Genomic DNA, 21,668 nt, shown 5'->3' on the forward strand with positions numbered 1-21,668 from the left:
TTGTACCGGGCGTTTTTGGGAAGGCCGATTCAAATTGCAAGCCCTGTTGGACGAAGCGAGCTTGCTGGCTTGCGCAGCCTATGTGGATTTGAACCCGATTCGTGCGGCGATTGCTGAAACTCCGGAAACGAGCGAATACACCGGTGCTAAAGATCGAATCGATGATTTGTCGGAGCGACAAGATCGGACTCGGCCGAGTACTCATGATTGGGAGCGGAGTCGACGTCGGCGGAAGAGCGGTTGGATGAGTCCGATCGAGATTGACGAAAAGAACGATGCGGTCGGACCGTGTGTCGATCCATCCGGTCGGCGGGCAAGTACCAAGGGGTTCTTGGCGGTCTCGATGTCTCGCTATTTGGAACTCTTGGATTGGACGGGCCGGCAGTTGCACCGCAACAAGGTCGGCAAGATACCCGATCACTTGGCTCCTATCTTGAGTCGCATTGGACTCGATACTCATGGTTGGTGCGACATTGTGAAGAAGTTTGGTCGCGTCTTTAAGCGGGCGGCAGGAACTCCTGAGAGCCTTGCTCGTGAGGCAGTCCGGTGTGGTCAAGGCTGGCTGTGTGCTCCCGAGAACCCACTGGGACTATCTTCGGTGTAGCGGATTCTGTTCCGCACGCTCGAACCTGCAACTGATTTTGCGATTAGCGTTGTGTGCTGCGCGGTCGATGCTGTAAAGATGCATGTGAACTCGCTGGAGAGGAGGGTTCCCACTCCGATCGCGTCCAATGGGGGAACATGTCCGAAGCAAAGACTCTGGACAAGCTCTTTCCTAAAAGAAAGTGGGTGGCCCTTTCTTGCGCCTTTCTTGCGCAGATTCTGTTCCGCACGCTAGAACCTGCAACGGATTTTGCGATTGACGTTGTGTGCTGCGCGGTCGGTGCTGTAAAGATGCATGAGCGCTCGCAGGAAGGGAGGGTTCCCACTCCGATCGCGTCCAAAGGGGGAACATGTCCGAAGCAAAGACTCTGGACAAGCTCTTTCCTAAAGGAAAGTGGGTGGCCCTTTCTTGCTCTCGTTCTTTCTTGGTTCTTTCTTGGTTCTTTCTTGCTCAATGCACCAAAATAAGGGGCCATCCAAACTCTATTGCCTTACTGCTTGGGATTTGCTAGAATTCTCGCTCAAGAGAGGAAAAGGGGAAGGGGGTCGGTTTTCGGGACTTGGTTTGATATTCTCTAGCGAATACGATCAATCTTTCTTTAGCCAACTGATGGTATGCCAAGAATCAAACGTGCCGATGAAGCAGGCTGCATCTATCATGCCCTTAACCGGGGCAATGCGAAAAATGGGAAAGTGCGAAAAATGCCCCCCTTCCCCTTTTCTTTCCCGTTGTGTGCTGCGCGGTCGGTGCTGTAAAGATGCATGAGCGCTCGCAGGAAGGGAGGGTTCCCACTCCGATCGCGTCCAAAGGGGGAACATGTCCGAAGCAAAGACTCTGGACAAGCTCTTTCCTAAAAGAAAGTGGGTGGCCCTTTCTTTCTTTCTTTCTTTCTTTTTCTTTCTTGTTAGGTTAAACATTTGGATGGTCCCTTCGGTCCTTCGGTCGCGTTCGGTCGTTCTTTCTCGCTTTCTCGGCCCTACTAAGAAATGAAACTTCGCTATTCATCGCGTTTCCTATTAGCCCTCACCGCTATCTGTGCATTGTTACTAATGTGGTGTGCCAACGCTTGGACGCTCCGGCACTCAGTTGATGATATTAGGAGTAATGGTGGAGAGGTTACTTTTGACCGCGATGGAGGCATGATACGCAAGTTGTGCTCAGATTTGTTCGGCCCACATGCTGCCTACCCAGTTCAACGTATTGAAGTTCGGGGTATTCATCTTTCGCCTGAGGTACTTGCGGATATTTCACAGCTCAATTCGGTTCGCAGACTATCAATAAAGGGTGCTAGAATTGACAATTTTACCTTGTTGCTAATTTGTGGCCTCGGTTCACTTAAAGAACTATGGTTTGAGAACTGTGTGTTTGACAAATGTAGTGCGGAAGACATCACTTTGCCGCGAAGTCTAACTACATTGCGTTTTCAATCAGTCGACATTGGCGATAGGTGCATTGTCCGGCTCTGCTCCGCCTCAAAAGTAGCGGAACTAAGCTTAAAAGGGACTAATTTCAGCATTGACGGTCTTAATTCACTGAACATGCCAAGCTTGACACGTCTATCAATTGTTGCCACGAATGTTCAAACACTTCCAGATTTTGGAGTTGTTGAACATTTACCAAAGTTGTCGATCTTGCTGATTGATTCTAACCGCTACCCAAGCGAGGTAATTGATCGTTTTGAATCGAAAACAGGTATCAATGTTGTCGAAACAAACTAACTTTGCGCGCGTCGTCCTGTCAAAAAACTCCGACGAGCCCGTCCACCCTTATGTAACATCATTCGATCATTCCATAGTGTGAGACAGGATTCTTGTCTCACGCTTTCTTTTTGGCTGCCTAGCGGCAAGAATGGGCCATCCAAGTTTTGATCCGTTGCTAGAAAAGCATGCTGCACAACTCATCCTCTCTCCTGTTCGTTGCTAGCAACGGTTCGTTAGGTTAAACATTTGGATGGCCCCTTCGGTTCTTCGGTTCCGATGGCCCCTTCGGTTCTTCCTTGCTGTGGAAAAATGGGTGGCACTCACTTGTCTTCTCACTTGTCTTTTTTGTTACTTGTATTACTTGTACATGCTCTTGAGGCTTATTTGTATGTCGGGCTCGTGTTCCATCTTTCGGCCAATTGCTCGTCAGCTCAAGAGTTCCAAGTGCGTTGCGATTTTGATCGTTCTCGGAATGACTTTCGGCTGTTCAAAGTCACGTAAGAGTAACGAGCCGCAAATCGCCAAAGTCAAAACCGCAGAAAAAGTGAATCTTGGTCATCGCGAGATTGAAACGCATTCCTTTCGACGAATCATCGAAAACAAAACGTTTAACAAGACGCTACGACTAACCGATGACGACCACAGTCATACTCTTGTCCGCAATTGCCGATTCTTTAGAATCGATGGTGACGGCGTGCTTTTAAGGGATGTCTGTAATGTAACGATCGCCGATTGCATTTTCGACAACATTAACGGACAAGCTGCAATTCGGGGTAGTGTTGCGGGTGGCACTCAGGATGTTCGCATCCTCGGCAATTCGATTCGAAATTGTGCGGAGAACGGAATCACCTTTGGCCAACGATCCCATTTAGGTGTTGACCACCGAAGACTGTTGATTGAAGGAAACCAAATCGTCGATACTGGTCAATCTCGAGGTGACGGAAAGTCGCATTCGATCTACGTTCAGGCTCGCGACTTCGAGATCATCGGGAATGTTATCTCGGGTGCACGCGATGGCAATGCAATTTCAGTACGCTCCTCTGGAAAGGTGCTTGGCAATCGAATCACGGGCGAATCCAAAACTCGCAAGCCAGGCATTCGTTATTTCAGTGACCATCAACGTGGTGCGTCAAACGAGCTATTCATAAGTGGGAATTATATTTCTGGGCAACGTATTGGCATCGACCTTAGCGAGCCAATGCCGCGGTACGATGGCAAAATTGGCGACGGTCACGTGGTCCAGAGTTTTGTGCTAAAGGGAAACGATGTCGAGGCAAACCAAACACCGATAGCCGTGTCGGAGGAGCTCAGACAATCGGCTTACCGAACCGTGATCGAATGAAAAACGCAATACGAGCGTAATGCGGTGCACCGTAATAGGGAGGCGCAAGAACGCAAGAAGCAAGAAGGGGCCACTCAAAGTTGTTTAGCAAGCAGCTTGGGTCAGATCAAAGGTGTCGGACACCGAAATTGCTGACGGCTCGCTGCGATAAAAACGCGGGCCCTGCGCTGAAACGGCGGGAGACAATGGCACAAACCCCAGGATTCCCAACCTCGCTTGTGGCCACCAACGGGTTGAACGATTGTCGGAAATTTGGGAACTCATTGGCCGGTCAATCTCATCCATCCATTGAATCGGCCGAGACAAAAGCCGGCCAAGCTTCAAGGCTTGTAGAGGACAATGCGATCCACCGAAAGAGAAATCGCTATCAAGCGGGTTTGCTAACAACCTGCAGTCCGCGCAGGGGACTTGCAACGGCACTGCGCCGGTTCAGATTTACGCGAGAGGGCTCCGGTTCAGATTTACGCGAGAGGGCTCCGGGGCAGATTTACGCGAGAGGGCTCCGGGGCAGATTTACGCGAGAGGGCTCCGATCCAGATTTACGCGAGAGGGAGCATTCGCCAACGTCCAAGCCTGTCAACGTCGGCTTGACTACACGATTTTGATGTGATCGACAATTTCACTCGCCGCTCGTCAAAGCTAACCGTGGTGACCGTGACGAGCGGGCCAGCTTGGCTGCGGCGGTGTGGTTTTGGTTCACGTGCTCGCCAAGAATCCTGACGAGTTCCTCCGTTGTTTTCGGATGGCTCGTCAGCTTTGTGTGGGTCGCGTTGATCTGAAGTTCGCTGAGAGTACCGGGATGACGAGCACTCTGAACCGCGACAACGCCGTCACTTGGCGTGCCATCGGAAAATTCGCGACCCGTACCGATGATCGTGTGCAGCCCGACCTCGGAGTTCACCCGTAGCTTGTAGGCCGCAAGCAATAGCGGGTTATCGGGACGTAGCAGATCGATGCTGGAAGGCAACCGGTTCGCCAGATCGCCGGTGAACACGTCGGGATTGGATCGCACAAACTCCTTGAATCTTGATTCCCTCTCATCGGGAGTCATGACCAGCGCCGAGCCCAGTCTGCCAATCACGCCTTTGGCCATTGCCGCTCCCCGATGCGGTGAACCGATAAAGACCACTCGTTTGACGTACGGTAGCGGCTCGAAGAAGAATAATTCCTCAATCTCGTCACGGATCTCGGGCGAAGTCTTGATTTCTTCGACACGACGACTGGCCACGCTGTCCCACAGTGATGTGTCGCTATACGAGACGAGCAGTTTCGAGACCAAACCTCCCATGCTGTGGCCGACGAGCACCATATTGGCAATCGCCTCGTCATCACTGTTGGGATCGAGGTAATCAACGGCCTCACTGAGATCCCGTCGCATCTCGGCCGCCGAGCGAACGAATGGTTGTCCCGTACGATATTGGAAAGTCCAGATTTGATAGTGTTCATTGACGTCCTCGACGAATCGCAGGTCGTTCACCAGATCGACCCACGTGAATTTGTCCGACAACAACCCGTGGACCACCACAATCGGAATCTTGCCCGGTTGATACGGCTCAAGCATTCGCAGGCCACCTAGTTCGTCGGTTCGCGCCGGGTTAAGAAAATTCGAGAAGGTGTTTCGATCCGTGTCGCGGCTAGCCAACACCAAAGGCGCCGTGACGTCGCTAGCAAGATCCCATTGGCGTTGCTGGTAGGAAACCTGATTCACACGCAGGGGATCGTGAATCTCCAACACCGCCGCGATCTCGCCGGCATCCTCGCCGGTAACGTGCTTCGACATGCCACTGGGCGTGGGCGTCTCCTCTTGGGGTCGCAGAATGCAGGTCGCCGCAAACGGCACGTCCTTGCCCATGTATCCGTCGCTGGCCGCGCGTCGGCAAACGGCTACCATCGGGACTCCCAAGCCCTGCTGGGACCAATACCGCTGAACAATGTCCTGGTCTTTTCGCAATACGCCGTGCAGTTCAGAAAAATCGGCTTTTTCCCATGGAAACCCGTGGTGCGAGATTGGGACGACGACCGGTTCTCTGTCCTCGAAAACAAGTGAAACTCGACCACTGGGATCAAGTCGGTTGTGGACCGTTCCTTGCTGAACGAATTGGGCGACGCTGTGGTGATAGACGTCCCAAGCTGCCTCGTTAATTTCGTTGGGCTCGGTAGTGTCATTTGCGGCCTGCAGTGCGGGCCAACAATCGAGGGCGACTCGGGCGTACAACGCAACGCATTTCGGATCGGCAGCGCGTCTGGCTAGCTCCGCTTCGCGGGCGACTCGGGCAGTTTCGGCAAACCGATCGTCGCTTGCCAAAACGGAGAGCGCGTCGCGGTCGAAACCCTTGGTGTCATCTCGCCACGGTGAGGAAACTGCCGCTAGCGAAGATAACGCTCTGGTTGCGAAACCTGTCGGAGCCCTTCCTGGTGTGCAACCCGAGCAGCCGAGGGCGATCACGATTGCGAAGGCCGAGGCGTAGGAGCGAAAATAGTTTCGAGTCATGGTTAGTGGCCCTCTCGGTTCCCTCAATTACCCAGTTTTCCGTTTATCCGAACTCACGACGCGAGCGCGATCCTTTATCGGTATCGGGATTCGCATGGGGACTACGTGATCAAGGATCTGGCAAAGCAGGGGCAGCAACGGATCCACCGTCAATCGGCGCAGCACCACGATTTCGGGGGCGTTCGAGATTCATCAGCTCAAGCTTGAAGGCGAGTGGTTCAGTTACTGCGCTGCTATCGGTTACGGCTTTGCGGCGTGACGGTAGCTAATTTAACGCGATCGCCGAAACCCCAAGAATTCCCAGGCGTTACCCGCTACCGCCTTCCGCCTTCCGCCTTCCGCCTCCGCTTCCGCTTCCGCTTCCTGGCGTCCAACGTGGTTAATCGTTTCAAGCCGTGTTCGCTCTCGCCAGCGAATGATCGACCGTGCAAGTGGTTAGCGGCCACGATTTCTTGTATTAATCGGCGTTCCCGTCTGGGCCTGCTTCAGCGCACCTATGATTTGCTGGTCGGTGAACTTTGACCTCGCTCATGTTCGTCTTCTCCTGTGCAACGACGGCCAAAGTCTACTCCCACTTTCTGGCCTCAAATGGTTCCGTTTCTCGATCGTAAATTGGGGGTGTTCCCAAAAGAGTGACCAAATCATTTCGTAAAACAGAGTTGGCCTGCGTTGAAAACCTATTCGCATGCGGGATCTGTCCGAATCGGCTATTCTATTGGTTTGCGTTTCCCGCCTCCCAGAACCAAATGGCCCGCCTCCATGAACGTACGACTCTCCCCGCTTCCCCGCTTCCTGCTGCTCGGCTGCTTTCTATTGAATTCCTTGACCGCGGACGCTGCTCCGCCCCCAGCGCCGGCGGGCTACATATGGGTGGTGAACCCGACGTTCACGGATGAATTCGATGGGACGACTCTTGATGCCTCTAAGTGGTACGACCATCATCCGCGTTGGCAAGGGCGACCGCCGGCGAAGTTCATGCCGAAAAGTTTGGCGGTGAAAGACGGTCAACTGCAAATCAAGAACAGTGTATTGAGCCCGCCCCAAGGCCGATTCACCATTGCCGGTGGCGCAGTGGTATCCAAGACGAGTGAGGCTCACTTTGGCTACTACGAGGTTCGCATGAAGGCGTCGAAGATTTCGATGTCGTCGACGTTTTGGTTTTCCAATGAGTCAAAGCGCTACGGCGATCGGTCGATTGGTCAGGAACTTGACGTTCAGGAAGCGGTCGGTGGCGGCAAATTGCAGCCTGATCGGCGCCACTATATGAAGTCCAACACGCACGTTTGGGTGCAAGAACGTGGGAGAGGAAAACGTTTCAGCAAGGCGATGCCTGGCGATGCTGAAATTAGCCCGCCCGTTGATGAGGCGTATCATGTGTATGGTGCGTGGTGGGTCGATCCCAACGTAGTGCGTTTCTATCACAATGACGAATTCAAATTCGAACTTCGTCCCAACACCGACTATCATCCAACGCCATTTGAACGACCCATGCAACTGAATATGGTCACCGAAACCTACGACTGGGAAACACCGCCCACGCCAGAAGAATTGGCAGATGATTCACGCAACACGACCTACTACGATTGGGTGCGGGCGTATGTGTTGGTGCCGGACGAAGCGTCCACACCTTCGGGGAAATAGCTGCTCACCACATTTGTCAACTTTCAAATTGTTCCTCGATGTGGGAATCGCTGTACCGTGGAAATTTTCATTGAGATTGTCTTGGCATGAACGACACAGAAGCTTCGAAGAAATTGACACGTATTGTTTGGCTCCTTTCGGCAAATCTAGTCATGTTGACGATTGGTGCTGCGGCTTTGATGGTAGGTCTGTTACCGAAGGTAGAGCGAGCGGTGGAGGCGACCGAGCGTGTCGAGGAGCGTTTTCAATCGTTTGCCGATGAGGTGCAGCCTGTGTTGTCGAGCGGCGCTGGCAAAGCGATCGAGACGATTCAAAAGATGGACGCCGAACGTCTCTCTGAAACGGCTACGGACAAGACCGACATCCTGATCGAAGCGGCGTCCGAAAGAGCAAAACGTTATCTAGAACGTGACCGGAAAACGGAATAGCGATAGAAACGTGTCGTCATGTTCTGAAACGATCAGCCGTTGCGGTGAATCGATATTAGTGACTAAATTTTACACACGATCAAAGAGATTTGTCATGAAAAATCAGCTTGCTACTCGATGGATCGCGGTCGTCGTAACCGGTTTGATGTGCGGAGCCTTAAACGCTGCGAACGATAGGCCAAATGTGTTGCTCATTTGTTCCGACGATATGCGACCGCAACTGCATTGCTACGGTGACCCGACAGTCCAGTCACCCAACATTGATCGGCTCGCAGCGCGAGGAACGCTTTTCAACCGCAGCTATGTTCAGCAAGCTTTGTGCTCGCCATCGCGAATCTCGATGCTCAGCGGTCGCTACCCCACCACGACGCAAATTCTCAACATTGGCCCAACTCTGCGATCGACGATGCCTGATATTACGACCGTGCCACAGTACTTCAAAACTCATGGCTATGATTGTCGTAGCTTTGGCAAGGTCTACCACGTTGGAATTGACGACGATGCGTCATGGAGTGTACCGGCTTGGCATAGTAAAAAGCCTCGATATGGTGCCGCAGGTCAACGTGCCTTGGTTGCTCGGCGAAAAGAATACGCTCAAAAGGGGATCACTCCGCCCCCGAAAGGAAAAGGCGCGATCTTTTACGCGGGACCAGCGTTCGAGGCAACGAAGCTTGGCGACGATGAGCTACTCGATGGCGACACTACTGTCCATGGAATCGAACAACTTCGCGAGTATGCCAAGATTCCAGAGCAGCCGTTTTTTTTGGCAGTCGGATTTTCGAATCCGCACGTGCCATGGGTGGCACCGAAAAAGTACTTTGATATGTACGATTGTGGATCATTGTCGCTTGCAAAAAATGAATTTTTGCCAAAGGGGGCACCCCCTTTCGCAGCAACCTCGGGTGCAGACTTTCTTTGGTATGGCAACGTGCAATCTGGGCCGCTCACTGAAACATTCAAGCGTGAATGCCTGCAAGGGTACCTAGCAGCGATCAGCTATGTTGATGCGCAAGTCGGACGTTTGCTTGACGCTCTCGATAACACCGGGCTTGCCGAGAACACTATCGTCGTGTTTTGGACAGACCACGGATACTACATGGGCGAGCATACATGGTGGGGGGCGAAACACAACAACTACGAAGGAGCCACTCGCAATGCGATGATCATTGCTTTGCCAAACCAAGAAGCTTCAGGACAGATGACGGATGCTTTGGTGCAAAGCGTTGACATTGGTCCTACATTGGTTGATCTGTGTGGTTTGCCTACAAACGCCAACTTTGAAGGACGCAGTTTGAAACCACTGATCGAAGACCCGATGGAATCAGTCAATGATGCGGCGTTTAGCTGGTATCCAAAGCGAGGATACCTTGGCGTTGCGATGCGTAGCGATCGATGGCGTTTTGTTCGCTGGACGAAGAAGGGAAAGCCAACGCAGTACGAACTCTACGATCAACAGAATGATCCTCAGAACGACGTCAATGTTTTTGGAGAAAAGCAGCATGCGGCGGAGGTTGAGAAGCTGAAAGAACAATTGGAAAACCGGTTTCCGATCGAAGAAGGCCGCTAGAAACCGTCTGGGCTAGTAAACGTCTGGGCTAGTAAACGTCTGGGCTAGTAAACGTCTGGGGACGTGGTGTTGGGTATCACCGTTTGGGACCCGCCTTGAATGGCAAATTGGTTCAATGTGGGTTGTACTGCGATATCTTTTCGCTGGTCCCTAGGGGGCTAGCCGAGCAACGGTTTGACGACGTCTCCGTGGACATCGGTGAGGCGAAAGTCACGACCTTGGTAGCGGTAGGTTAACCGTTCGTGGTCGATCCCCATCAGTTGCAAAATCGTGGCATGGAGATCATGGATGTGAACTCCATCGCTAACGAGGTTGTAACTAAACTCATCCGTTTCGCCATGCGTGTAGCCTGCTTTGACGCCGCCACCGGCCATCCACATTGTAAAGCAACGCGGATGATGATCGCGGCCGAAATTGCCTGGTGTGATTTTGCCTTGGCAATAACTGGTTCGTCCAAACTCGCCGCCCCAAACGACGAGCGTGTCTTCAAGCAGTCCACGATTCTTCAAATCTTGTATCAATCCAGCGGTTGGTTGGTCCGTTTTTTTGCACTGACGTTTGATCGCGCTAGGCAGATTGCCGTGGTGATCCCATCCCGGTTGATAGAGCTGAATAAAGCGTACGCCACGCTCCGCCAAACGTCTCGCTCGCAAACAATTGGCCGCATACGAACCGGGCGTTTTGACATCGTCGCCATAGAGTGCCAATGTTTCGTCGCTTTCGCGCGAAATGTTTGTCACTTCGGGGATCGATGTTTGCATTCGGAAAGCCATCTCGTACTGCGCTATGCGGTTTTCGATTGCCGGATCCCCCGTGGACTCGAATTGCAATTGATGTAGTTTGGCTAGTCCGTCAAGTGCCTGGCGCCGTGTGGATTGCTGAATGCCCGCAGGCGAATTTAGATACAATACTGCATCTTTATCGGCTCGCAATTCCACACCGTCGAATTTGCCTGGCAAAAAACCGCTGCCCCAAAGCCTTGCAAACAGCGGTTGACCGCCCTGATGCTTGGACACCATGACGACGAAAGCGGGCAAGTCTTCGTTCTCACTGCCTAGGCCGTACCATGACCAAGCTCCCATGCTTGGACGTCCTGGGAACTGCGAACCGGTCTGCATCATGGTGACGCCCGGACCGTGGTTGATCGCCTCGGTATTCATTGACTTGATCACGCATAGTTCATCCGCGATCTTCGCAGTATGTGGTAACAGGTCACTCATCCACAAACCGCTCTCGCCATGCTGCGAGAATTTGAACGGTGAACCAACGACTGGCAAACTCGCTTGGTGTGCGCTCATACCCGTCAGCCGTTGCCCTTTGCGAACCGACTCAGGCAACTCTTGCCCGTGACGCTCGTTGAGCACCGGCTTGTAATCAAACATGTCCATTTGGGACGGAGCGCCCGATTGGAACAAGAAAATGATCCGCTTTGCTTTGGGGGCATGATGCAGGCGAGTTGGTTCATCGGTTGCGGATGGCGATGGTGCCGCTCGGGCCATATCTTGTTGCAACAAACTCGACAAAGCCATCGAGCCGATACCGTAACCGAACCGGCCGAGCCATTGTCGCCGTGAATAGGGATGCAGGTCGTTGCCAGTGCATAGGGGTTGTTTCAAATCGCTCATTGGTGCCTCACACATTCGTCAAGGTTCATGATGGAATTGACCAACACAGCTGCCGCAGCCAAGTGGGACGGGGCCGCGTCGGACTTGACGGACGCATCGCCGTTGTTCAAATATTCCGTTGCCAATTTCGGAGTCTTAGCAAACGCTTGGTACTGTTGCTGATACATTTCAACAAGGATTTCGGACTCTTGTTTCGTTGGTTCTCGTGATGTCAGTCGCAGAAAGGCGTCTCGTGTCACCTCAAAAGGACTCTCGCCGTATTGGCTGAGTAGCTCCGCCGCCATGACACGTGATGCTTCAATGAATTGAGGCCCATTGAGCAGGACGAGTGCTTGCAGCGGCGTGTCGGTGATCTCCCGTCTCATTCGACACACTGCGCGAGTGGGGGTGTTGAGCGTCATCATGACCGGTGCCGGTGAAGAACGCTTCCAAAAGGTGTACAGGCTGCGGCGATACAGCTTGTCCCCTTTGTCAACGTCCAGGGGTGTGTAGGCCAACGCAAGGTCGTAAGGTTTGACCGGTGGTCCACCCACATCACGAACCAGCAACCCGCTGGTCGCGAGTATGTTGTCGCGAATCATCTCGGCCGACAATCGCACATTCGTACCACGAGCCAAATAACGGTTCGTAGGATCCTTGTCGCGTTGCTGCTTGGATACCACCGAAGTTTGGCCGTAGGTGGCGGACAAAGCAATTTGTCGCAATAGACCGCGAACATCCCATCCCGACGCGACGAAGTCACGGGCCAGCCAATCCAAAAGTTCGGGATGCGTCGGGATTTCACCCTGGTTACCAAAGTCCTCGGGGGTTCGCACCAGCCCTTGTCCGAGCATCAATTGCCAATAACGGTTGACGGCGACGCGGGCGGTCAGCGGATGATCCGGGGATGTTAGCCATCGAGCTAATCCAAGCCGGTCACGCGGAAGTTCATCAGGCATCGATGGTAGGAACGATGGTGGTCGCGGGGTAACCCGTTCGCCCTTGGCGTCGTAGACACCTCGCTTGAGTACATGCGTTTGATGCGGTTCGGCTGTTTCCCGCATCACCATGATCGCCGGGATCGTGTCCATGTGTGTGTTCACGGCTGCGCGAGCTGCACGTAGCGATTTGCGTGAGTGCCTGGCATCGTTGTCAATGGCGGAAAGATAGTACTCTCGCAAGCACGCACGCTTGTGCTGCGTTAATTCACTTTCCGGTGCCCTAAGTAGCTCTTCAAGTGAATGACCGTCAAATAGCTGTGCCACTTCGATAGCACTTATTTGGCGATCAAAAACCTCAAACGTATCTACCTTGCCACCAACGAAACCACGGTCGCGGTAGCGTGATCCGATGGCTAGGTCAAATTGATCGTTCTTCTCGTAACTATCGCCCCACTCGCTAATGTTTCGCGTCAGGTGATCTTTGACAACCGTGGTCTCAGAGAGCTTGCCATCTAGAAATATTTTCAGTCCTGCGGCCCGACTCGACCCGTCATAGGTGACGACGACGTGATACCATTGCTTAGCTTCCAATGGCACGGTCGTTTCGATGGCGATGGCATCGCCCGGCCAAAAGTGACAAAGCTTTGCACTGAGTTTGGAACCTTCACGCGTCAATTCATAGCCGATCGATCCTGCGTCGTCCCAACCCCGCGAACGCCGATAGATCACGCCTCGCGTTTGCACCTCTGGTGACCAAATCCAAAGTGAAAACGAGAACGGGTCGTGTCGTTTAAAATGCCCCACACCAGGAATCTCGACGGCATCGTCCCCCGTTAGCTTTATTGCCTTTCCCAAGTGGCCATCGACTAAGTGGTTGGCAATGGGGCTGGATGCATCTTTGCCGAATCGGTTCACCAAAGCAAAGTTGTTGGGATCGACCGATTCCTCATTTTCCTCGTTGATGATTTCCTTCGTCTCGTCAAAGAAAATTTCGGCTACCTTGCCTGGCATCATTTCTTTTGTTCGGAGTGTTTGTAGCCATTCTCCGAAGGCGGGATCGCTCTGTTGATCCACTTGGACTTTCCACTCGGCTTCCGCTTTTGCCAATTTCGCTTTCAGAGCATCGAGTGTTTGCTGCTGTTGGGAATCCGGCAGCGGCATTGCGGGCGTCGGCACGGCATCGGTGAAGTAGGAAATCAATCCGTTCTCGTCGATGTTGTCGAAGAACGCGCTGAGTGAATAGTAATCCTTCATGGTGATTGGATCATATTTGTGATCGTGGCAGCGACAGCATTCCATCGTCAACCCCATCATTGCTGTGCTGACGGTATGCGTTCGGTCCGCTACGTTTTCTACTCGAAATTCTTCAACCGCGACGCCACCTTCTCGTTTGTGAGAATGCAAACGGTTGAACGCTGTGGCAAGCAGTTGTTCACGTGTTGGGTTGGGTAAAAGATCCCCTGCCAATTGCCATGTGATGAAATCGTCGTAAGGCATTCGCTGTTTAAACGCATTGATCACCCAGTCGCGATAGGGCCAAACAAATCGCTCGACATCTTGTTGGTATCCGTACGAATCGGCGTAGCGAGCGACGTCAAGCCACTCGCTTGTCATGCGTTCGGCGTAGGCGTCGCTGGCAAGTAACCTGTCGACGACTTTCGCTTTGGCACTCGCCGAGGCGTCCGAAAGGAAATCAGCTATTTCTTGTCGGGTGGGCGGCAACCCGGTCAAGTCAAAAGTGACACGGCGCAGCCACTTGTTCTTGGGAGCTTCGCTGGCGGGCTGGAAATTCTGTTTGACGAACGTTTTCGCGATGAACTGGTCAATCGGTCCTCGCGGCCAATCCGCAAATTCACTCGAGGCCTGAGGATCGGGCACGGCAACCGCTTTGGGTAATGGGACGAAAGCCCAATGGGATTCGAACCTAGCACCTTCGGCGATCCAACGGTCGAGCAGTTCCTTCTCCGTGTCGGTCAGCGGTTTCAATGCGTCGGCCGGCGGCATTGGATCATCATCGTCATGGATGCGATTGTGCAACTCACTTTCGTCAACTTTTCCAGGGACGACCGCAAAATAGCCACCCAAATCGGCCGTGGCACTTTTGAAGGAATCAAGTCGAAAATCCGAATCTTGATTGGTCGCATCCGGGCCGTGGCACTTGAAGCAGCGATCCGAGAGGATCGGGCGTATGTCACGATTAAACGAAATGTCGTCACCCGCGGCCGAGTGCGCGAGCGTCAGGAAAATGACCGCACCTAGTGAGGATTTTAATCGCCAAGATGTCATTGCAATCGATTTCAGGATAGGAATGGGATTGGCGGTTGTTTGCGGTATCGATCATGGGGGCATCTCGAAAGGTGACGTCCACCCCAGGCTGCCAATCGGCTTTGAATGCCATAATCACAGGGCGTTTTTAACGCACTATTCCACTACGTCCTACTCTGCTTTTTCACCTTTGGCGGTATGGTTCACCACGCGTCTCGATGTGAAGCGGCGAATGTACTGGTAGTTCCACGACTTGTATTGGTGTGTCAGTCCACGACGAAGAATCTCAGTCGGCTCCTTTTCGTTGTCCGCTGTACGGTTCAGTCCAATCGCGTGCGGTGCGTCTTTGATTACCGACATGATTTCGAAGTTGATCCCGTCGGGCGACCACTGGATAGTGTTCTTTTCAGGACCGTCGGTCGTAATCAGCGATGCGATGCCACCATTATAGGGCCACACACAAACCTCGTGCCCGCTGTTGCTGACAGGATTGTAGGGGCTCTTGACATAAGGGCCTTTGGGATGGTCTGCGATCGCAACGCCGTGGCGGATTTGGCGTCCACCGAACGTGATTGCTTCGCCCATTTGTTCGCCTTTGTAGTAAAGGTAAAACTTGCCTTTGAACGGAAGGATGCAGGGGTCGTGAACTTTGTGGCTGTCGAAGTCGCCCTTCTTCAAAACTCGGAAACGGTTTTGTTCTTCACCTTCCCAGATGCCGTTGTCAGCCGGGCTGAGGATTGGTTCTTTGCTTTTGGTCCATGGGCCCTCAGGAGAATTAGCCCACGCCAACCCAACCTGATTCTTCACGCGAACGGCATAGGGTGACTTCACCGTTTGGTAACAGAGATAGTAGGTTCCGTCATGCTTCATGATTTCGCAAGTGAAAACCGAACGATCGTCGTATGCCCCTTTTTCACCTCGCTGAACCGCGAGCCCTTCTTCCTTCCAAGTAATGCCGTCGGGCGAGGTTGCATACCAAAGGTCGCATCGGTCCCATGGAAACACTTTGTCCTTTTCAACATCGCCACCGAATCCCTGGCTGGGGCCGGTGCTGCGGGAATACCAGACGTAATACTTGCCGTTCTCTTTGATCATGGCGCTCGGATCACGACGCACCACCCCTTCTTCGTACGCTAGGTCACCCTTGAGGTCTTGGGTTTGAAACTCGACAAACCATTCATTGCCGACGTTGGGCCATTTCAAGGCACGCTTGGATGCGGCACTGAGTTTGTCTGGGTTCGTGATTCCAAGAAAGTCGACTTGTTCGGGAGTTGGCATGATCGAGTCTTGAGCGAAGGAGTGGGTTGCCGCCAGAAACAAGAGTGCAAACGCGGTCGGTTTCATTGTTGTTCTCGCAAAATTGGATGTGTTTTCAAGTCACCGACGTTATCGATTGTCTTTCGTGGCGCATTCTTCCCAGCGAATTTCCGAGCGAAATGGGGCTCGAACTTCGTTGACGGATACAGTCGCGTGGACATAGGGTCAGCGATAAGGTCAGAGCAACGCCGCAAATCGTTGACTGTTAACAATGTATATCCTGTGGGTTTGGCGTCAACTGTCACGTTATTGACGTTTTAGTGGAATGCGAGGCTTCCTGTAGCCTGGCGCATCGGTTTGGTTGTTTTTGGGGGCTGCGATTGCGAGACGCGACTTCCTGCTGCGAATTTGGTTGCCCGTTTCGCACTCCCATGACCGCGCGGAAACGGATGGCGAATCCTGCAATTGCATCGGGTTGCTCGATCGGCGCGCGACCTAATTGCACGCGCCGGTGTCCGCGCATTTGTTGATTGGGGCACGGCCGAAAGAGGTTTTGTGCGGATGCCGGTATGCGAGCTTGACCTTGGATTGCCGTTAAAAGGCAAAGTACACGTTTGCTTTTTCGAGGGATAAACGCAGGTCAACGTAACTCAGTTCTCGTGAGCCAACGTTTTGTTTCGCGCAGAGCGCTGCAGCGGTTCCTGCGGCTTGGCCCATTGCCATGCAGCTCACCGTGTTGCGAGTTGACATATGTGCTTTGTGATCGGACGTGACCAGCATGCCGGCCGCGTAAAGGTTTTCGATGCCCGTCACGCAAATCGCTCGGTATGGCATGCCATACGAACCGCCGTCCTTCACATGTTGGCCCCAACCCATATCGTGGAAACTGTAGGAATAGATGTCATCATCGAAGTGAGTCGCATCCCTGATTTCTTCATTAGAGATGTCATAGTCACATTCGATGCAGCGTCCACGGCGGATACAGAACGACGGACTTGTCCGCGCGATGAAGGCATTTTCAAAACCTGGAACGTGTTTGCGATAAAGTTCGACGGCCTTACCCATGCGTTTTCGGATTTCGATTTCGGCTTTTGCTGCATCGTCACGATTCAGCACGCTACCGGGAACTTTGTAGTTGCACTTGATGTACATGAGGTAATTGTCATGTACGGTTGTAGTGACCATCGACATGCCGATCTTTTTGGCTTCGTCGGTCAACCCAGGGATATCAAGTTTCTCGGCTCCCATTCGGAAGAAGCGGTCTTCTTCGTCCGTACGCGTGTCACGACAAATTTGGCCGGCGGAGCCATGTGACTTTAGAAAACGGTAGTAATCGCCAATGTCGGCATTTGCCATGCCGAAGCTATTGCAGGAGGCGTAGTCGTTCGGTTCACTGAATGGGGCGCCCGCGCGAGCACTCAAGTCGCCATAGCCTGTGCAATCAATGAAACTCTTGGCCATCACTGCCTCGCGGCCGGAACGGCTTTCGGTGATCACACCCTTAATACGGCCGTTATCAACAATGGCACTCGACAGCAAAGTGTTAACAGCAACAAAAACACCGGCCTCTTCCAACATGGTGAAGGCAAGCAGTTTGTACATTTCGGTGTCCACGTTGGTACAAACCGAATCGTAATTGAAGCCAGTCTCGGTCTCAGGGTAGCCACTCGCACCGCCCATGCCGGTGAGGCGATCCATGAACTCCGAAGGAATTCCCTGCACGACCTGGCGTTTCTCGCAATTCTCGAAGGCCTTCCAAAGGTTGTAGAAGCTATGGATAGCTGTGCCGCCTTCCACCGCAACGCCACCACAATAGCCTTTGGACTCGATCAACATTGTTTTTGCCCCAGTCCTTGCTGCTGCGAGCGCAGCAAACACTCCCGCGGTTCCACCACCGGCAATCACGACATCGACTTTTCGCACCGGTAATTTCTTTGGTGGTTCTTCGTAGACCGTATCATCCACCGGAATTTGTGCCTGTGCTTTGGTGTCCTCAAAAGTGACTTGAGCACCCACACCGAAAAGCATTGCTTGCTTCGCAAAATCACGACGATCCATTGTGGCCCTTCTTCTAGTTCATATCAAAATGATGTAACGGGTTTGTTTGTCGTTTTGAGTTGTGGCGTGTTATGGTCATTGCTTGGTTGGTTGGAACTGCAATTGCCACACGTTCACCGCTTTCCAAGTACTGGGATCCTCTGGTTTTAGCATGACGTGGTAGATGCCTGGTTCAGTGAACTCAATTGCCTCACCATCATTCCATTGTGGGTTGTCCCAGCTTCTACTTTTGGCGATGGAGATACTCGCGTTTTGATGGTTCACCGATACGCGAAGCGCCGTCGTGCCGTTAGCCGAGGCTGCTTCTGCTCGAACTTGATAGTAGCCGGGTTCGTTGACACGCATCAGCCAATGCGCGGACTCGGTGGCGTTATCCCAGTAGCCGATATTCGTTCGCCCCGCCTTTTCCTGTTGCTGTACTTTTTCGCCATCCAGAACGGCTGTATCTGCTTGAAGGGTGATGGTGGGCAAAACGGTCATTGGGTTCAAAGCGAATTCGAATCCGGAAAGCTTAAAGGCATAGGCATGTTGGCACGGACGATCTTGTTCCTTTAACTCAGGGACATGCAACGCGATTTGATCGTCGACGATGCGATGGGGAATCTTGCCATGACCAAGCAGGGTGACTTCCGCGTCTGCTTTTTTGCCTGTGACCAAAGGGCTTTGCAGAAGCAGTTTTGCGTCGGGCCACCCCATGCAGATTGCATAGAGCGACTTTCCATCTTTGCTGCGTGTGTATCGAATGTCTTGGCCGGTGTACATCAACGTTTTTAGAAAACCGCCTCCCTTTTGCAGTCGCGTCGGGCCTTCGCCAAAGACTTCCCAAGGACGCGTCGCGTAAATCGCTTCACCGTTGATCTTGAGCCAATCGCCGATCCCTCGCAGCATCGCCTGTTGATCGTTGGAAATCGTGCCATCTGCGCTGGGGCAGACGTTAAGCAGTAGGACTCCGTTCTTGCTGACAATATCAATCAGAACTTGAAGTACTTCTTCGGTCGGTTTGACTTGCAATCCTTCTACTCCAGACCAACTATTGTAAGCCGTCGAGTCGTCGGTTTGCCAAAGTTGCTCGCCCATGCCCTTCATGCGACCTCGTTCGATATCAAGGACGCCGACGCCATCGGGAAGGTGGTCTCCTTTGCGGGTAATGATCACAGGTTTGTCCCACTCGCCTTCCTTGTTATAGTAGTAGGCGGCAAACCGTTGTTTGTAGTCATCTGGGATTTTTTTCAGGCCAAAGTCAAACCAAATTTGATCGGGTTTGTAGGCATCAATGACCTCTCTTAGCTTCCCCCACCAGATGTCCAGCGATTGTTTTCTATCGGGATAATGTCCATAGAGATCAGCGTACTCGGGTTGGAATACATCCCATCTCTTCGCTTTCGCCTCATCCACATCGATCGGCTGGAAGTAGTCACCGTTATGATTGTGGGAATGATGAAATGAGGTGATGACCTTCATGTCTCGCTTGCGGATTTCGCTTACCAGTTCACCAACGATGTCACGTTTTGGTCCCATATCACTGGCATTCCAGCGATTGACTTTGCTGGGCCACATCGAAAAGCCGTCATGGTGTTCTGCGACGGGCCCTGCAAAACGTGCCCCTGCGTCCTTGTAAAGTTGCGCCCAGGCAGCCGCATCAAAATTTTCCATCGTGAACATGGGAATGAAGTCTTTGTAACCAAACTTCGACTGATCGCCATAGACTCGTTGATGTCGTTCAAACAGCCCTTCCTTGCTGGCGTCCTTTGATTTGCGGTACATGTTTCGGGGATACCACTCGGAACCATGCGCTGGCACACAGTAGGGGCCGAGGTGTGCATAGATGCCAAATTTTGCATCCTCAAACCACTCGGGGATTGGATGCTGAGTCAATGAGTCCCATGTCCGCTCATAGGTCGGTGTTTGAGCGTAGAGCCCTTGGAAGCCAAGTGAGAACGAAAGCAGTAGTACATATCCAAGGGCACGATTCATTTTGGTGTCCATTTACGGGCGGGGTCGAATTGGGGGCAATGCTTGGGTGAGAACATATCTCAGGAAAGATAGTATAGCCTCTTTGCCGGAGAGTATGGGACGCCACGCATCGGAACTTCAACGGGGCGCGTTTTTGCACCAGAATCAATATCCGCATTTGTGAGTATGTCGTTGTGTAGCGGCCGCGTTCTTGCCCTGTTTTGAATGCACGGTCGATGTCCTTGTAACTGCCTTTCTCAATGAGCGCCGATCGCTATCGGAGTCGGGATGCCTTAGAGGATCCAGCCCCCGCCCGACTCGTTAGAGGATTCGCAGCAAGTTCCTTTATGGCGCCACTTCCTTCATGAGACCATGAATCGTACGCACCAGGGACCAAAACGATCGATTCGGATTCTATGCAAGGTCGGGGGGCAACAACGCCCATCGACCTTGCGCCATCGAAATTCGTTATGAGCAAAAGCGAAACCGGTGCAGCAAACAAGTATCGGAACGAGTATAATTGTTTCACCATCGTGCATGGAGGCTTCTGCGAGACCATACCGCATAGCCGAACCCACTGGCGTCGTTCCCTGAGCCACCGGAGAGAACGACATGTATGTTTAACCCTACCCAAACGGCGGCATGTCAATTTCGAACCCTCGCTCGGTGATGTTTTGTCACTGGCAACGAGTGTGGCGAGGTGCGAATTTGACTCATCCCACATTCGGAGTCATTTGCTGTGCCAGTCTGTCTAAAGAGTGTTTGTTTCGCTATTTCATTTTTTGCCATCACGTCGTACGGCGCAGAAAGTGAACAAGCCAGTGAGAGTTCATCAAACCAACTTGTCGTCCCAGTGCAATTTGATGCATCCAATTTGGCTTTCTATCCGAAGCGATGGAAAGAGCACGGGCAAGAGTTCGATATGCTTGTTTGGGAGGGAGAGAATGTCGCCCTTTTGACATCCCCTGGAGAATACGATTCCAAAGTGATCGCCGGTTTCGTGAGTCGACTAGACGACGGCTATCGAGTCTATCAAGACATCATTGGTGTGGCCCCTCGGCCCTACAAACAGTACCAAGAAAAGGCAACCATTTGTGCGGTCAAAGGCCCGGAGATCCTAGGCGCGTATGCTCTTGGATTTGTCGGTTATACCGGGATCGAGGTTTCCGCTTTCTATCGAAAAGATTTGCCGGGATATACCGAGAATCCAAACTCATTTGCGCATTACTACTTCTACGAGATGGGGCGAAACCATTTTGTGTTCGGCGACCGCCATTCCTTGTTCACGACCGGTTATGCAGTCTTCATGCGATACGTTTGCATGGACGAATTGAAGTGTGAAGATGCGGATTTGAAGACTCGAGCGACGATTGAAAAGTGTGAGCAGTTGTTTGCTGATTCCGAGCTGCCTTTTCTCGATGCTTTTACGAATCTTGCGTCGGGCGAGAAAAGCAATCGAATCCAAGAAGGCGGTGTCACGGTTGTTCCGAGTGATCAGCCAGTGATGTACGCAACGGCAATGTTGAAACTTCGCAAAGATCTCGGTGACCCGTGGGTACGCCGGTTTTATCACCTGCTGCGAAAATGCAAGCCGTATCCGGCGAAAGATGCTGCAACGGCAATGCCCCAGTGTTTCAATTGGCTAGTTTGTGCATCGGCTGCCGCAAACAAGGACTTAACGTCCATTTTTGCAGACCGTTGGCGCATGCCTATGACAGCAGCTCAGCGCAACGTAATGCAGGATACTGATTGGACCGACGAAACGCTGACGCCAGCGAGTATTGTAGATCTTCTCATTTCGCAGTTGTAATGCGTCT

13 protein-coding genes and 1 pseudogene are annotated in these 21,668 nt (G+C 52.5%); 7 read left to right on the forward strand and 7 right to left on the reverse strand.

The genetic code is table 11. The features are described from left to right. Positions 1-604 (forward strand): annotated as a pseudogene (locus CA13_RS27320) (hypothetical protein); the annotation flags it as partial. A gap of 587 nt (positions 605-1,191) precedes the next feature. Here the strand turns inward: CA13_RS27320 and CA13_RS27325 are convergent. Beyond that, positions 1,192-1,521 carry a hypothetical protein gene (locus CA13_RS27325; protein ID WP_146402109.1) on the reverse strand — a complete coding sequence of 110 codons (330 nt, stop codon included), beginning with the start codon at positions 1,519-1,521 and terminating at the stop codon, positions 1,192-1,194. Between the two features lie 69 nt (positions 1,522-1,590). On the opposite strand from CA13_RS27325, the gene CA13_RS27330 reads away from it, so the two are divergent. Both CA13_RS27330 and CA13_RS27335 read left to right on the forward strand, forming a co-directional pair. Then, positions 1,591-2,322 carry a hypothetical protein gene (locus CA13_RS27330; protein WP_146402111.1) on the forward strand — a complete coding sequence of 244 codons (732 nt, stop codon included), beginning with the start codon at positions 1,591-1,593 and terminating at the stop codon, positions 2,320-2,322. A gap of 454 nt (positions 2,323-2,776) precedes the next feature. After that, positions 2,777-3,646 (forward strand): right-handed parallel beta-helix repeat-containing protein, encoded by an 870-nt coding sequence (locus CA13_RS27335; RefSeq protein ID WP_419194896.1) that lies wholly within the window; start codon positions 2,777-2,779, stop codon positions 3,644-3,646. A 619-nt stretch (positions 3,647-4,265) separates the two neighbouring features. On the opposite strand, the gene CA13_RS27340 is transcribed toward CA13_RS27335, so the two are convergent. Continuing rightward, positions 4,266-6,137: an esterase/lipase family protein gene (locus CA13_RS27340; RefSeq protein ID WP_146402115.1), complete on the reverse strand. Its 1,872-nt coding sequence runs from the start codon at positions 6,135-6,137 to the stop codon at positions 4,266-4,268. A 759-nt stretch (positions 6,138-6,896) separates the two neighbouring features. Between CA13_RS27340 and CA13_RS27345 the strand changes: the two genes are divergently transcribed. The 3 genes from CA13_RS27345 to CA13_RS27355 all read left to right on the forward strand — a co-directional run bounded on the left by CA13_RS27345 (position 6,897) and on the right by CA13_RS27355 (position 9,773). Beyond that, on the forward strand, positions 6,897-7,778 hold the full coding sequence (locus CA13_RS27345; RefSeq protein ID WP_146402117.1) for a family 16 glycosylhydrolase: 882 nt from the start codon (positions 6,897-6,899) through the stop codon (positions 7,776-7,778). Between the two features lie 86 nt (positions 7,779-7,864). Beyond that, positions 7,865-8,206, forward strand: a complete 342-nt coding sequence (locus CA13_RS27350; RefSeq protein WP_146402119.1) for a 6TM ABC transporter family protein — start codon at positions 7,865-7,867, stop codon at positions 8,204-8,206. A gap of 94 nt (positions 8,207-8,300) precedes the next feature. After that, on the forward strand, positions 8,301-9,773 hold the full coding sequence (locus CA13_RS27355) for a sulfatase (RefSeq protein WP_146402121.1): 1,473 nt from the start codon (positions 8,301-8,303) through the stop codon (positions 9,771-9,773). Between the two features lie 158 nt (positions 9,774-9,931). On the opposite strand, the gene CA13_RS27360 is transcribed toward CA13_RS27355, so the two are convergent. From CA13_RS27360 to CA13_RS27380, 5 genes are all read right to left on the reverse strand, one after another. After that, positions 9,932-11,398 carry a DUF1501 domain-containing protein gene (locus tag CA13_RS27360; protein ID WP_146402123.1) on the reverse strand — a complete coding sequence of 489 codons (1,467 nt, stop codon included), beginning with the start codon at positions 11,396-11,398 and terminating at the stop codon, positions 9,932-9,934. After that, the gene (locus CA13_RS27365; protein ID WP_146402125.1) at positions 11,395-14,604 is read right to left on the reverse strand and encodes a DUF1553 domain-containing protein; all 3,210 of its coding nucleotides are present in this window, start codon (positions 14,602-14,604) and stop codon (positions 11,395-11,397) included. Before CA13_RS27365 ends, CA13_RS27360 begins: the two co-directional genes overlap by 4 nt. Positions 14,605-14,754: 150 nt before the next feature. Next, the gene (locus tag CA13_RS27370) at positions 14,755-15,927 is read right to left on the reverse strand and encodes a glycoside hydrolase family 117 protein (RefSeq protein ID WP_146402127.1); all 1,173 of its coding nucleotides are present in this window, start codon (positions 15,925-15,927) and stop codon (positions 14,755-14,757) included. Between the two features lie 507 nt (positions 15,928-16,434). After that, entirely contained in the window at positions 16,435-17,898 is a 1,464-nt protein-coding gene (locus tag CA13_RS27375) for an FAD-dependent oxidoreductase (protein WP_146402129.1), read from the reverse strand. A 75-nt stretch (positions 17,899-17,973) separates the two neighbouring features. After that, positions 17,974-19,872, reverse strand: a complete 1,899-nt coding sequence (locus CA13_RS27380; RefSeq protein ID WP_419194897.1) for an alpha-L-fucosidase — start codon at positions 19,870-19,872, stop codon at positions 17,974-17,976. A gap of 718 nt (positions 19,873-20,590) precedes the next feature. Between CA13_RS27380 and CA13_RS27385 the strand changes: the two genes are divergently transcribed. Next, the gene (locus CA13_RS27385; RefSeq protein ID WP_146402133.1) at positions 20,591-21,661 is read left to right on the forward strand and encodes a calcium-binding protein; all 1,071 of its coding nucleotides are present in this window, start codon (positions 20,591-20,593) and stop codon (positions 21,659-21,661) included. Positions 21,662-21,668: the final 7 nt, after the last annotated feature.

Source organism: Novipirellula herctigrandis (genome assembly GCA_007859835.1).
GTDB classification, from domain to species: domain Bacteria; phylum Planctomycetota; class Planctomycetia; order Pirellulales; family Pirellulaceae; genus Novipirellula_A; species Novipirellula_A herctigrandis.